Origin of the sequence: Candidatus Mycoplasma haematominutum 'Birmingham 1' (assembly GCF_000319365.1) — a bacterium.
Classification (GTDB): Bacteria; Bacillota_I; Bacilli_A; order Mycoplasmatales; family Mycoplasmoidaceae; genus Eperythrozoon_A; species Eperythrozoon_A haematominutum.
On record NC_021007.1, the window covers coordinates 375,320 to 390,960 of the forward strand.

7 protein-coding genes are annotated in these 15,641 nt (G+C 37.6%); 2 read left to right on the top strand and 5 right to left on the bottom strand.

The annotated features are described in order from the left end of the window. The gene (locus tag MHM_RS02025; RefSeq protein ID WP_015511779.1) at positions 1-462 is read right to left on the bottom strand and encodes a hypothetical protein; all 462 of its coding nucleotides are present in this window, start codon (positions 460-462) and stop codon (positions 1-3) included. Positions 463-774: 312 nt separating this feature from the next. Continuing rightward, a complete protein-coding gene (dnaK, locus tag MHM_RS02030; RefSeq protein ID WP_015511780.1) occupies positions 775-2,628 on the bottom strand; it encodes a molecular chaperone DnaK in 1,854 nt (617 codons plus the stop codon). Between the two features lie 97 nt (positions 2,629-2,725). Between dnaK and MHM_RS02035 the strand changes: the two genes are divergently transcribed. Beyond that, positions 2,726-4,822 carry a lyase family protein gene (locus tag MHM_RS02035; RefSeq protein ID WP_015511781.1) on the top strand — a complete coding sequence of 699 codons (2,097 nt, stop codon included), beginning with the start codon at positions 2,726-2,728 and terminating at the stop codon, positions 4,820-4,822. A 154-nt stretch (positions 4,823-4,976) separates the two neighbouring features. On the opposite strand, the gene MHM_RS02040 is transcribed toward MHM_RS02035, so the two are convergent. After that, positions 4,977-5,894 carry a hypothetical protein gene (locus MHM_RS02040; RefSeq protein WP_015511782.1) on the bottom strand — a complete coding sequence of 306 codons (918 nt, stop codon included), beginning with the start codon at positions 5,892-5,894 and terminating at the stop codon, positions 4,977-4,979. 272 nt (positions 5,895-6,166) lie between these two features. Here MHM_RS02040 and MHM_RS02045 point away from each other — a divergent pair, with 272 nt between their 5' ends. Beyond that, the gene (locus MHM_RS02045; RefSeq protein WP_187286222.1) at positions 6,167-7,549 is read left to right on the top strand and encodes a hypothetical protein; all 1,383 of its coding nucleotides are present in this window, start codon (positions 6,167-6,169) and stop codon (positions 7,547-7,549) included. 345 nt (positions 7,550-7,894) lie between these two features. On the opposite strand, the gene MHM_RS02050 is transcribed toward MHM_RS02045, so the two are convergent. Continuing rightward, positions 7,895-9,019: a hypothetical protein gene (locus MHM_RS02050; protein WP_015511784.1), complete on the bottom strand. Its 1,125-nt coding sequence runs from the start codon at positions 9,017-9,019 to the stop codon at positions 7,895-7,897. Between the two features lie 386 nt (positions 9,020-9,405). Further along, complete coding sequence (locus MHM_RS02055) at positions 9,406-15,591, bottom strand: ABC transporter permease (protein ID WP_015511785.1); 6,186 nt, start codon at positions 15,589-15,591, stop codon at positions 9,406-9,408. Positions 15,592-15,641 lie beyond the last annotated feature (50 nt).

Below are 15,641 nucleotides of genomic sequence, written 5' to 3' on the forward strand. Positions count from 1 at the left end.
TTACCCTTTAGGCTCTTCCAGTATCTCTAGGATAGATGCATCTATAAGTGCATAATCATTAGCTCTTTTCTTCTTGAATGAAGTCTCTAATTCAACGAATTTAACATAATTTCCCTTTTTAGCACCATTTAAGTTTTTTTTATGTACAAAATGGGAAGACTTCTTAAAATCTGTTCTCTTTTCTTTAACAGTGATAAAACCATTTCCGGTGGTTTTATCTATATCTAGAAATCCAGCGCCGGTAATCCCATTAGGTTTAAAGTCTGGATAGTCTATAAACCATTTATCGTACGCATTAGAACCTACTAGATATTTTTCCTTCAATTCTGTTAAAGTTCCGTAAAAGAGCTCATCCGGTACTCCCTTATCAGGATAGTGAAGTCTAAGTTGTCTAAAAAATTTGGATTTTAAAACATTGTACGGAATAGGTCTAGGATCTAGAGAGATGATCTTTAGAATCATCTCTTCTATCTTTTTTCCCTCTAGCGGAGTTTTACTTCTCTCTCTACAGTCTTTTTTCTCTTCTAATTTTGCCTGTTCCTCCGGAGAAAAAGCTGGAAAACGCTTTATTTTAGGGATACAAACTGAATTTTAAGCGCTTAAAGTGTAGATTTTGTTCCCTGGGGGGGGGTGCCGGAAAGGCCTAAAACTAATTCATAATCTCTAGAAATAAGTTCTAAAAGGATCAAACTATCTATGTAATTAAAAAGGAGAATTAGGGGCTAGTGCCCCTAATTAAAGCCTCCCTAGTAAAAAACTATTAAATTCAAGAATTTACTTAGAACCTTCTGCTTCCTGTACTGGTTCTACCTCTACTTCCTGTACTTCTGAAGTTTCAGCACTCTCAGTCTTAGTATCTCCTCCTGCAGCTCCCTTTTTCTTCTCTTCTTCTCTCTTATAAATTTCCTGCATCATCTTAGAACTAATTGACTGCATCTCATTCATCTTAGACTTCAACTCTTCTATTTTTTTATCTCTAATATATCCTCTCATTTCATCTATTAGTTTTTTAGCCTCATCTTTTAGAGAAGCTGGAACATCTTCTTTTTTGTCTTCCATTTGTTTTTCCAGCATAGAAATTCAAGATTCAGCCTGATTTACTGTTTCAACTTCTTCCCTTACCTTTTTATCTTTTTCTAGATTTTCTTCAGCTTCCTTAATCTTTCTATTTATCTCTTCTTCTGAGAGTCCTGATGCATTTTTAATTACTATATTGTTACTCTTACCTGTATCTTTATCTTCTGCCCTTACAGTTAAGATACCATTAGCGTCTATAGAGAAGGAAACTTCTATTTTCGGTACGCCTTTAGGTGCCATCTTAATACCAGTCAGTGCAAAAGTACCTAAAGTAGTGTTATCTGCAGCCATAGGTCGCTCTCCCTGTACTACATGAATATCTACACTTGGTTGATTATCTATTGCTGTAGAGAAAATCTGCTTCTTTTCTGTAGGTATAGTAGTATTCCGTTGTATTAGGGGAGTAGCTACTCCCCCTAGTGTTTCAATACTTAAGGTTAGGGGAGTTACATCCAGCAAGAGTACATCTTTTACATCTCCTGCTAGTACTCCTGCTTGAACAGCTGCTCCCAATGCTACTACCTCATCAGGATTTATTGAAAGATTAGGTTTCTTTCCAGTTAATTTTTCTACAAGTGCTTGCACTGCTGGCATCCTAGTAGAGCCTCCTACTAGAAGTATTTGATCTATATCACTTAATTTCAGTTGAGATTCTTTGACAGCATCTTCTACAGGTCTTACTGTTCTATCTAGTAAATCTTTTGTTAGTAATTCAAATTGAGCTCTAGAAAGAGTTAAGTCTACATTTAGAGGCTCTCCTCCAATCATAGTTAGGAAGGGCAACATAATTTGAGTTTGTTGCACTGAAGAAAGTTCTATTTTTGCTTTTTCTGCTGCTTCTTTTAATCTTTGTAACACAAGATTATCCTTTGAGAGATCAGCTCCATGTTCTTTTTTAATAGTTTCAAGTAATCAGTTAATAATTCGTTGGTCTCAATCATCTCCTCCTAGCTTATTATCTCCAGAGGTAGAAAGCACCTTAAATGTTCCCTCAGCAATTTCTAAGATAGATACATCAAATGTTCCTCCTCCTAAGTCATAAACTAATATCTTCTGATCTCCATCTTTCTTATCAAGACCATAAGCTAGTGCAGCTGCAGTAGGTTCATTTACTATTCTTACTACTTCAAGTCCTGCTATTTTTCCTGCATTCTTTGTAGATTGTCTCTGTCCATCATTAAAGTAGGCTGGTACTGTAATAACTGCTTTCTGAACATCATGACCTAATTTCTTTTCAGAATACTCTTTGATGTAGGAAAGAATATATGCAGATATTTCTTCAGGTGTATATTCTTTCCCCTGAGCAGTTACCTTTTGGTCAGTACCTATCAGCCTCTTAATAGAATAGATCGTGTTTTTATTTGTAACCATCTGTCGTTTAGCGCTTTCTCCTACTATTATTTGTTCTCCTTTGAAGGCTACTATAGAAGGAATAGTTCTCTTTCCTTCTGGGGTTTCTAGCACCTTAGATTTACCTCCCTCTATTACTGCTACACAAGAGTTAGTAGTACCTAGGTCAATACCTAGAATCACTTCTTTTTTAACTGACATACAAAGGTTATTTTAGCATATTTTTTGTCAAGTGCTAAAATGTTTTGTCATACTAAAATTTAGGTTTTATAAAACCTACAACTAGTCTAGCTAGATAGTGATAGCTAGATACAGAGTACCTCAACTAGAGAAACTCTTCTCTGAAGAGTCTAAATACAAGAGATGATTACTTCTAGAAAAAGAGGTATTATTTGCTCTCTCTGAGAGTCTCTCCATAAGGGAAGAAGAGCTTCTAGAATTTGAACTTCAACTTCCCTCTATTTCTCCTCAGGAAGTTGAAGTGAGTGAGTCTAAAACTAAGCATGATTTTGTAGCTTTTCTACAAGTACTAGAAGATAAAACTAAACACCTTCCAGTATCTAGGTGAATCCACTATGGGCTCACTAGCTCTGACATAATAGACAGTGCTACCTCTCTCGCACTGAGAGAGGCTAATTTACTCCTACTTAAAGAGTTAGAGGAACTTAAAAAGACTTTATATGAGTTAGCTTACAAGTATATGGATACTCTGCAGGTAGGGAGAACGCATGGACGTCATGCAGAACTTAGTTCATTTGGATTAAAGTTTGCAATCACCTACCAAGAATTAGAGAAGGCGATTGAACTACTGTATCACTCAAGAAGACAGGTAGAAGTTATTACTCTTAAAGGATCTACTGGAACTTATGCTCACATCTCTCCTGAAATTCAGGAAAAACTAGCTCAGAGACTCAAATTGTTTAGTGTATACAGTTCTACCCAAGCTTTACCTAGGGGCAGATATTTCTCCTACCTATTTTCTCTTTCTCTGATAGGTCAATTATTAAATGCACTAGCATTCAATCTACGGACCCTATCGAGGGAAGAAATAGGAGAAATATCTGAGAAATTAAGTCATGGGCAAATAGGTTCTTCCTCTATGCCACACAAGTCTAATCCAGTAAGATTGGAAAATATTGCAGGTCTTTCGCGATGATTAACTAAAATTGCCGAGCTCTCTCAACTGAATATTCCACTTTGAGATGAGCGAGATATTAGTCATTCATCTAATGAACGTATGAGTTTAGAAGATGCGCCTACTCTTTTATTTAATGTAGTCTCCAACTTAAATAGTTATCTAAAAGATTTAGAAATCAATAGGGAAAAGCTTTTAGATAACATTTCACTAACTAGGGGAGCTGTATGTTCCCAGAGTGTAATGCTTGCACTCTTAAACTCTTCCCCTACACTAACTAGAAGTGATGCTCATCAAAAGATGTCAGAATTAGTAAAACAAGTCAGAAGGGGTGAATATGTCTCTCTAGAAGAAGCTGTTAAATCTAATAATTTATTACCTCCAGAGGAGATAGCTAAGTGCTTTAATCTAGAGCGTCACTTAAGCTATCTCCCTAAGGTCTTTCAACATATTTTTAAAAAAGAAATAGAAGAAAAGTATTATAAGGGAATTATCTTTAGTAAGGAAGAAATAGAACATGCTACATATTTTTTAGCTCAACGTATTAACTGATACTATACAGGAGCTAAATACTGAAAAGAGAAAGATAACTACTCTAGAAGAGAGTTAGTAGAAGAGAAGTACGATAGTTCTGCAGTGTTAGTTATCTCTCTATTAGAGGGCGCAACTACACTTGCAGGAACTATCTTACCTCTATTAAATTTTCCCCTTCTATATAGATCTATTCACTTTTCAGTATCAGGATATTATGAGCAGTTAACTAAAAATAGAACAAAAGAGGAAGTTGCAGATGCAGAGATAGAGGAATATGTAGAAAGAGAGATTTCTGGAACTCCTGAATTTAAGACAATACTAGAGTTAGCTTCTAAATATTCTAGGGTACTAATACTAGAAGATATTGTTGATAGTAAGGTTACTCTTAAGACAATATATAAGATTCTCTCAAAAATCGAAAATGTGAAGGAAATAAAGAGTGCTGCTTTATTTGTAAAAATAGTGGATCAAAAGATTGATCCTCTATATACAGAAGAGTACTACTCTCCTTCACTATTCTCTCCTAATTATCTAGGAAGTAAGGAGGAATATAAATTAACTGAGTTTAATTTCAAAAACTTTAAAGATAAGAGTGCATCTAAATTAGTTAACTGATATGGACTAATCATCCAAGAGAATGTATGAGTAATAGGTTATGGGCTTGATAGTGAACATAAATATAGAAACTTTCAAGCATTAGGAGAACTTAACAAAGACTTTATCTAGTTAGAACACTTCAATCCCTCTTGCGAGGGATTGAAAAAATCCTCTTATTCTAGAGGGTTCGGGTTAGTTTTTACCTAGGAGTTGAAACAAGATTCTCACTATCCTTCCCTGAACATTTGCTTTATGAATACTCATCTATATTTCAATGGAAAAATTAAGATGACCAAAAAGTCGGGGTGTAAAGTTTCTCACTAACTATATCTCCAAAGAAAAGTTTGTTTAGTTCATGGCAGAACATCGACGCAGGTCCAACAACTCTCCAGATTAATAAACCGGTCTTCAAAGAGTTACAATCTTCATCAATGTAACCACTTGAATAGATTGAGTTCTTAAAATCTTTCTTAAGCCCACTTAAAACTTCTCCCTTGATTTCTGGTTGACTTCCTCAAGCATGCTTATCTCCTGAATCGCCTGAAGGATTTCGATACTTCCCTCCCGCCGAACCTTCATCATAGGTACTCTTCATTACATGAGTGATCTTCCCCGAGCCACCTAGCCCTCGACTCTCTCTACATTCACCCATGTAGCTTTCCAGTTCCCTTTTGAGTTTGTGTGCTTGCTCACACTTATATCCTAACTCCCCATTTTTAAGACGATCCAGGAGATAAACCACAGGATTGTCTACGCGTCTCTGAGACGCGTCTCCCGCCGTCAAAGCATCAGTCAATCATCGTTGTCCATAACTGGCTACAGGTTTTTGAAACACACTTAACTTTTTTATCTTTACAGTTTCCGACAGTAAAGGAGTCAATTTGGGAAGTATTTCAGTTAACGTTTGAGAGGGCTCAACTCTTTTCAGAGCATCATATCCCCGCGCTAACTGCCAAGTTAAAGCCTTGCTAAGTGAACGGTTCTCCTCTACTAATTTCTTTTTAAACTCCTGGCAGCTTCAAACCACATCAAGAATTTCGCACATGGAATTATCATCCATGTTCTGGAGATGCGCACTAAGTTGTGTCAGCTCGCCCCGCGACTGTTGCTTAACCAGAGCTAAGGTTGCTTTAAAGGTATCCAGACTATTCCCTTTCGACGACGACTTGTCGTCGAAAGGATTCCAAAAAAAGAGGGGCATGCCCCTCTTTTTTTATTCGTTAACTAAGTTGTATTTGATGGATTGGGCTAGGTAAAGGGGACATGTAATAAATAGATCATAGCATAAATACAGAAAAACCTCCTTAATTAAATTATAACATTTGGCTGATGGAATAAGTTAGCGAAGGGGATTCCAGAGATGGGTGAGAATAAAAACGTTTATCGGAGCATGTTCTTTCATTCTTCTAATCAAGAAAGATAAGCTAACTCATTTTGTTACTTAGCAAAGGCCTCCCCCTTTTGGGCACTGCGGTGGGAGGCCTTTCGTCTACTATTACAGGGATTTTCGTTGGTCCTGAGGGCTATTTAGACGAGCTCACTAATCAGGACGAGTCGATCATCAGGTATAAGCGAGAGTTCTCTGAGTTGTCTCAGGTCGCCAGCACCCGACAGGTGACAGGGCGACCTGAGACAACTCAAACCTCTTCCTCCCCAAAAATAGATCAGAATTTGGATAAACATTATTACGGTGCTTGAAGAGTATTGGCTGAAGGGTGAGGTGATGACCTTTACCTAGTTGATGGTGATGATAAGTTTCACAAAATCGAGGCTAAGGGTCATACGACTGATGTGAAAAGTTTATGAGCAGGTCGGAGATTGACGGAAGGTGACAACTACTGGTTTGGTCCGAGACTATTCCCTTTCGACGACAAGTCGTCGTCGAAAGGGAATAGTCTGGACACCTTTAAAGCAACCTTAGCTCTGGTTAAACAACAGTCGCGGGAGGAGCTGATACAACTTAGTGGGCATCTCCAGAACATGGAAGATGATTCCATGTGCGAAATTCTTGATGTGGTTTGAAGCTGCCAGGGGTTTAAAGATAAGTTAGTGGAGGAGAACAGTTCACTTAGCAAGGCTTTAACTTGGCAGTTAGCGCGGGGGTATGATGCTCTGAAAGGAGTTGAACCCTCTCAAACGTTAACTGAAATACTTCCCAAATTGACTCCTTTACTGTCGGAAACTGTAAAGATAAAAAGGTTAAGTATGTTTCAAAAACCTGTAGCCAGTTATGGACAACGATGATTGACTGATGCTTTGACGGCGGGAGACGCGTCTCAGAGACGCGTAGACAATCCTGTGGTTTATCTTCTGGATCGTCTTAAGAATGGAGAGTTAGGCTATAAATGTGAGCGAGCACACAAACTCAAAAGGGAACTGGAGAACTACATGGGTGAGTGTAGAGAGAGTCGAGGGCTAGATGGCTCGGGGAGGATCACTCATGTAATGAAAAGTACCTATGATCAAGGTTCGGCGGGAGGGAAGTATCGAAATCCTTCAGGCGATTCAGGAGATAAGCATGCTTGATGAAGTCAACCAGAAATCAAAGGAGAAGTTTTAAATGAGCTTAAAAAAGATTTTGAGAACTCAATCTATTCAAATGGTTACATTGATGAAGATTGTAACTCTTTGAAGAGCGGTTTGTTCATCTTTAAAGTTAGTGGACCTGAGTCGATGTTCTGCCATGAACTAAACAAACTTTTCTTTGGAGATATAGTTAGTGAGAAACGATATTGTCGCTACGAGATAAGCAATGCCCGCGGATATTTACGAACGTACCGTTTTAACATGTTTAGTTTTCCGCGTTGAATTAAGGGAAAAGCTTTCTGGGCAAAGTGTCATGCCAATGGAGATTAAAGGTTCTAAGAGTGTAAAGATCAATTAATTTGTAGTTTTAACTTAATCGTTTTTTTCCCCCGTGTGGGGGAGAGAGAAAATTACTTTACCTTAAGAGAGTCTTATTAAGGGTGAGAGTTTATGAGCAATTTATAAGTTGAGTTAGACAAAAAAATTCTGAATATCAAGAATAATACGAATAAAAGGTCTGGTTCTTTTTTTATGTACAAATATATTTATCCTGCAATCATTTCTCCGACTAATCACTTAAATGTCTTTATAACTTAGGTTGAAGAGTCTCCATTTGCTCCTAAACTGTATATCTACTATTGAGTAACTATTTATCATCTTGAAATTTCAAAAAGATTAAAGTGGTCGGGAAGAGGGAATTAAAAGTTTCTCACTAACTACATTTCCAAAGAAAAGCTTGTTCAGTTCATGACAGAACTTCGACGCAGGTCCATCAAAGGGGACGAAGACAATATAGTTTTTCAAAGAGTTACAATCTTCATCAATGTAACCATTTGAATAGATTGAGTTCTTAAAATCCCTCGTAAGCTCATTTAAAATTTTTCTTTTGATCTTTGGTTGATTTGCTCAAGAATACTTACCTTCTGAATCGTTGGAAGGATTTCGATACTCCCCTCCCGCCGAACTTCCATTATAGGTACTCTTCATTACATGAGTGATCTTCCCCGAGCCACCTAGCCCTCGACTCTCTCTACATTCACCCATGTAGCTTTCCAGTTCCCTTTTGAGTTTGTGTGCTTGCTCACACTTATATCCTAACTCCCCATTTTTAAGACGATCCAGGAGATAAACCACAGGATTGTCTACGCGTCTCTGAGACGCGTCTCCCGCCGTCAAAGCATCAGTCAATCATCGTTGTCCATAACTGGCTACAGGTTTTTGAAACACACTTAACTTTTTTATCTTTACAGTTTCCGACAGTAAAGGAGTCAATTTGGGAAGTATTTCAGTTAACGTTTGAGAGGGCTCAACTCCTTCCAGAGCATCATATCCCCGCGCTAACTGCCAAGTTAAAGCCTCGCTAAGTGAACGGTTCTCCTCTACTAATTTCTTTTTAAACTCCTGGCAGCTTCAAACCACATCAAGAATTTCGCACATGGAATCATCACCCATGTTCTGGAGATGCGCACTAAGTTGTATCAGCTCCTCCCGCGACTGTTGTTTAACCAGAGCTAAGGTTGCTTTAAAGGTGTCCAGACTATTCCCTTTCGACGACGACTTGTCGTCGAAAGGGAATAGTCTCGGACCAAACCAGTAGTTGTCACCTTCCGTCAATCTCCGACCTGCTCATAAACTTTTCACATCAGTCGTATGACCCTTAGCCTCGATTTTGTGAAACTTATCATCACCATCAACTAGGTAAAGGTCATCACCTCACCCTTCAGCCAATACTCTTCAAGCACCGTAATAATGTTTATCCAAATTCTGATCTATTTTTGGGGAGGAAAAAATCGATCTCATATAAGTAATCCTAGAATAAATTAATTCAATACCTACTAATTCCGATGAATTTTTTTCCTATATATAAATAAGGTTTTAGCTCGATATAGGTAGGGTTCTGAAACATCAAGTTAACTTTTTTACAATCTAACGATTCTTAAAACTTAAGCAGAAAAAGAAGGGGGGGGGCCTCCCGGTCCCCTTTTTTTTATTCACTATCTAAAAGTACCGAATCCGATTCTACAGTACTTTTTCTCATATATATAAAGCCTTTTTAATCTCCTAACTACAATCCAAGGGACACAAAAACAGTCTTTACACTCTAAAAGCCTCTAGTTAAACCCTAAATAACTCCAAAGGGAGAGGAATTTCTCTCCCTTCTAAGTCTCTCTAATTAATTAAATAGTCTAACCTACCAGAAGCTTGACTGACATAGGTAGATTAATTCCCTTAACTTTCACAAAAGATCTAAACATAGAGAAGAGATAGATGACTGCAAAGACAGAGAATACTGCAGTCATCAATCCTCCATCTAGAGAGAGAGGCAATAGTATAGATTGACTAGTAAATAGAGTATTTACATATTTATCTAACACATAAGGTACTACTAGAGAACCTATAAATGTAGATACAAATAGAAGAGTAAATAGATAGACAATTAGAGGAGCACTATTCTCTTTATTTCCAAATCCTAGTAACTTCATAGTTACAAATACTGTTTCTAGATCTTTTACCAGTAGGTGAACTATAGTAATAAGACTTACTAATAGTATAGGGAAAACAATAAATATAAAGAGATAAGACACATTATTAGTTAGATCTCCTAGATTTTTAAATACTACATCTCCCGCAATACTGTGGTTAGCTATAGTTTTCAACACGGAAGCCATAGGATCTACATATTCCCGGAATGCATTCAAGAATTGATTAGAGATAAACTTCTGAGCTTCATCCTCTGCTTTTTCATCCTCTGCAGCAGTTGGAGAGCCGCTGGAGCTGGAGCTGGAGCTGGAGCTGGAGCTGGTATAAGTGCTATAGTTTATAGCACCTTTACCTATCTCCTCTGAGTAAACGTGATAGTTTCTCTTTGCTTTAGTATCAGTATGACTCTTTTCCTTAGCAGTTTTGAAGGGAGGTATAGACTTCATTAATTTTCTGAAAGCATAGTTACCCATATTCTGTTGTACGTTAGTATATATACCTGACACTGAGTAGGAAGAGAGTGCTGTACTGATCTGAGCTGGTATTTTCCCTTCTCTCTTAGGAGTGAAAATACCATTAAAGCCTGTATCTGGATTTAGTCCTATTATTTCATTTACATCCTTTTGAGCCATAAAGAATGCATCCTTATAGTAAGAGTCAAATATATCTACAACCTTTAGAGTATGAGCCTTTATCTGGGTATTCTTATATCCAGCGCCGTTCTTCTGACATACTGAAGCACCATTCTGAGTTTCACCATTTGAAGTAGAACTATTTCCATTTAGTAATTTGCATGTAAATCTTGTTAGGTGATTATTAGGAGTGTACTGTATAGTATCTCCTATTTTTAATCCATAATATTTGGCTGCATATTTATTGATAATTATTGGATACTCCTTACTACTTTGCTCTGATACCTGTTGAATATTTTCAGTTTTATATAGTTGACTATTTATAAGTTTTCCATCTTTATATAGTTTGTAGAAAGCTCCTCTTGCATCCTCCTTTAGTCCTATTATTTTTATTTCATTGGCCAGGCTAGAAGAACCCCGTTGTAGTGGACCAGCTGTCCAGGTATATGTTTGGTCTCCCTTAGGAGTTTTCGAAGGATCAAAGGATACAGTTTGATCAGTTGAACGTCTTCTACGTGAACTTGCTTGCTGAGGTCCTGCAATAGTTGAGTAGTAGTGCTTTGGAGGTTGAGAATCATCACTTGTCTGAGAGGTTGTATCTGACTGTTCTTCTTCAGTATGTACTATATTTCCAAAGGTGTACTTCATTGGAAGTGTATATTTCCCTTTTTGGGATGCAAAATCAGCTAGTACAGTAAGCATTAAGTACAGGAACTCAGGATGGTACACCAAAATCAGCTCCTTCTCATTCTCTGATGAACTATTTACCATCATTACCTTAGACCCATCGAGGTAGTATAGTCCATCCTTAAATTTGTCATCTCCGTTTTTACCATCTCCATTACCGTTAGACTTCAACTTTGTTGATGGTTCTGCAGTCTTACCATCGCTCGAACCATTTCTCTTATTTGTTTCTTGCTCTTCCCTTCCAATTTTTTCACCCTCAAGCATAAAGGTTTTCTTTCCCTGATAAGCTCCTCCCTGTCGCTCAAGTAATTTCTTTAGCTCCTCCTTTTGCTTCCCTTTTGCAGCATCATGTTCTGTCATAAATCGAGCTACAAAGAACGGACCGTATTTGCTCCTAACAATATCTTGGATGAACTGATCGTAATTTTGTTCATCCATCTTCTGAAGTATAGGTTGAGCTCTCTCTAGGTTTTTAGAAGTTAAATCTCAGACATTGTAGCTAAATCTTCCTACATCAGACTTATATTCAATATTCAGATCTAGTAGTATTCTGAGAATAGTCTTAGTCTTAAAGAAGTCTAGTGCATTACCTATAATGTCATAGTCTCTAGAGGAGATTATTCAGTAATTATCGTGCATCTTCAATAGTGTAGAAAGAGAAGGCAAAAAGTAATTCTTTGAAGCCACAGAGTAACTCTTACCTAGAGTAGAGGGGGTAGATCCTCCTGAACCTCCTCCACTAGAGCTTGACTGATCCTTAAATTTAGGATGCTCTGATCAGAATTTGAATATTGGTTCTTTAGTGTGATAGTGCTCATATGTTTTCGCTTCTTCCGAAGTCTCTCTCTTTTTCCGTCTGGTCTGACTAGGTTTATATACAGATCAGGATGAGTTATCTTTCTCAAGTACTCCTATTGAACCTAAACAGGCTCAAACTTTTGAGCCTGAACTCTTTTCATCAACTCCTTCAGGTTTTCCGGTTTGTTGAGCACATTTACCTGCTTTTCCATCTCCTCATCAACCTTCGAAGTTTCCAGTATATTGACCAAGTACTGAGTCAAGTATCTTATTTTCACGTTCAAATGACTGATAGTATCTATCTGTAATAGTTCCCTTATTGACTGCAAATATTCCCTTCGGTAGCTGAGCTGTAGAAGAACCTCCGTTAGTCCCTCCTCCATTAGTTGCTGCTTGAGAAGTACTATCATCAAAAGTTCTACCTAAATCAGCATATGTAGCTAAGTTATATTCTCCTGATTCTTTCGTAGGACTTTCTAGGTCAAATTCATATTCATGCTCTTTACTTATCTGTTCAGCTCTTCCTACTTTTGCAAACTTACCGTGGTTGTGCAAAAAGAAGTTCAGGAATATAAATCCTACAACTGAACACATAGAGAGTATCCCTGATTGATTTAAGGTATTAAAGATAAGTACTGAACGGAATTTTCACATTGTAGTGATTTTGTACATAATCTTGTAGAACAAAATAGTTAGATAGTTCACCTTCATAGAGAGGGTAGTCTTTAGGAGTACGCTCACATTGTCTTTGAGTGTTCAAAGCGAACAGAAGTAAGCCATAGGGACTACAAATGCGAGTACCTTAAAGATGAAGTAGAGAGCATTTGTAGCTCCTAGTGTGCTAAACTTCACTCCTAAGTACCAATAGGAAGAAATAATTGAGTAGAAAGTAGATTGAAGTCCTAGAGATAATAGATAGCCTATAGTAGTTGCAGCTACTAGGGGAATAAATGCAAACAAACAAATGTTTATCAGTATATCAGCTTTAACAACACCATTAGCGATAAAGTTACCAAAGAGATACATATTGCTCTGAGCATATTTCTTTATAAGTATTAGAAGTAGTAGAAGTACTACTGCATACACTGCTGAGGTAAGTACATAGGATACAGCACCTATTCTAGATTGGAAAGTAGGAACATAAGAGCTTCTAACACTATATATCTGATCACTTCCCTCTTCTTCACCTAGTTTAGTTAGGAGATAATAGTTTTTATCTTCTCCTAACTTACCGTCTAAGTAGGTTTTCAACCCATTCATATATGCAAGTTCTGCATCTCTTCCCTTTTCCTTAACCTCTTCCGGTACTCTAATAGTGATGTATTGTTCCTGAAATTTAACTGTCCCTCTATCTTTTAGATCGTTGAATCCGTATTTATCTACATAGACTAGTGCTTCTCTATATTTATCAGGTTGTACAGTTAATCAAGATTGCATAGGAAATACTAGGTCAGGTGTTTGACCTATACCTACAATGATCATCTTTCTATTTCCAATTTCTACATAGTGTTTTTTATTAGAGTCATTCTTTGTAAAGTCATCATATGCTTTTTCTCAGTCTTCCTGAGAGAGTCAGAGATTATTTACTAACTTTCTGAACTCCTTATATTTTTGGTCTGAAATAGGTTCTAGATTGTGGATTTTTGCATACTCCGGAGAAATAACTGTAAAGAATGAAGTCGGTTGTTCTATATAACCTACTAGTTTTACATCTCCTATAGGTATGTATATGCTTGTAGATAACTGTTTACTTAGAGGGTAGAACCTATTGTCTGCTTCAAAGCTAAATATGATTCTTGACCCTACTCTATTTCAGTTTCTGTCATGAATGTCATTCAATCAAAGTTGGAGTTTGTCATACATTTCAGGATCAAATTGTTTAGCTTTTATTGCTGGGATATTCCATCTATCTCTTCAGGGATACTGTAGGTAGTCTACTCATCACTGTAGAGTTTCCCTAACAATAGATTGCTTTTGTTCTTCTTTTTTCTCATCTTTCTTTTCTTCTGCAGCAGCAGGAGTCGATCCTGCTGCTGGTGTTGCTGAGGAGGCTGAGGCGTCAGCTTCCTGAATAGGGAATTTAGCTCTAGAAATCATACGGAGCATCGGTACCATTCAGGGTGCATAGAAAGGAAGGTCATATGCATTTATAAAATCATTCAACATTTGTTCCTGATCTTCTCTAGCTTCAAATAGGGGATTTCCCCTTAGTATTACTAGGGGATTTACATTTCCCCTATCTTGTTCAGATTCTATAGAGATAACTTTGAAAGAGTGTCCTGCACTAGAACTTCCCTGTCCTTGAGAAGAAGGAGTTGTAGTATTTGATACCTGAACGGAATTGTGAATATTAAATTTCAACTTCTTGCGTTCATTCGGATCTACCTTTCTCCTTAGTAGTTGATTTTCCTGTAGTTGTCTGTACTTTTTATAAAGCTCTTTAACTTTCTCTCCATCTACATCTTGTTGTACTTTACGTTTCAGTATCTCTTTGATTCACGGTGCATTTGTAATAGGCTCTCAAAGGTCATTGTTGTTTGTCTGTACAGTAGAACTCGAAACCTGGGACACTTGGGAAATTTGGGTGTTTGATTGTCCTAAACTGTCCCTGTAATCTTGCAACAGTTTACGGATATCAAGGTGCCTTGAATTCAGAAGCCATTCCTCAAGCTCGACTTTTAGTCGGGCTTTTTTGCGTTCCCGATATTTATTGATGTATTCTCGTCCGGTGTATTCTTCATATTTTCTCCCCGTCAGCTCGCTAAATCCATCTCCACGGGTATTTATTCCAACCAGCTGCCCCACTTTGATGAAGTCCCTTAGCAGGCACCGTCTCACTGCCCCATTCGTTTCATGTCTCCCGCACTTTTCCCACTTTTCCCCGGCAACCTCCCGTCTTATCGACCACCATATCGGCTCAATTCATGAATATTTAGTAAACCCTTTAGTACTCCAACTTCCGGACCGGTCTTTCGCAGTTAGAATCTCATTCGTCTCACTCGAACGAGATACTCTAACTCCATCTGATTGAGAGTGACTTTCATGGGAGCGGACGATGAATTTAGCATCGTCCGCTCCCATGAAAGTCACTAGTCCTTTGGTTTTTTGGGTTTCATCTTTATGCCATTGATTTATGTAATCATACATAAACCCCGCAATAAAATTCTGATCTAACATTTTACGAATTTCCGTATAATCAGAACATTCGGACCGATACGTATCATTATCTTTAGGAATGATCTTTTCCTTACCTTCCGTTTCAGCGTCCCAAGGTCCTTTAAATCGGACCTTGGGACGAAATCAATAATTGGTATATATAGACTTAATCCCTTTTTTAGGAATACAGTAATCTTTTCCATAATCAGCTGCTTCTTGACCGACTTTTTTAAGTCGGTCCTTCCCTAGCTGATTATCAAAAGAGACAAAGAATCCCATTGGAGTAGCATATCTCAACTTTGTCTTCTTAGGAGTTTGAGTAGATGTTGTTGTAATGGTCGAAGACTCTGACTCTTTTGCGTCAGAGTCTTCGACCTCCACCTTTACCGGTACTGTAAAACTGGATCCTCCTGAATAAATATCTTTCTTTCCTGTTTTTATAAACATATCTTGACGAGGCATTTTGGTATACGGTTTAACTGAGGCATCTACGATCTCCCGAATATTATCGGACGAAATTTGAATAAAAGCTGAACAACCTGCAAAGAAAGTAATAACAGAGGTAGAGAATAAATTATTGCGTACATGATTTACAACTGTTTTAGAAATTAGAAGCACCTCTAACTAACCAATTGAGTAGATAGTACTACTCCCCCTGAAGGACTCTC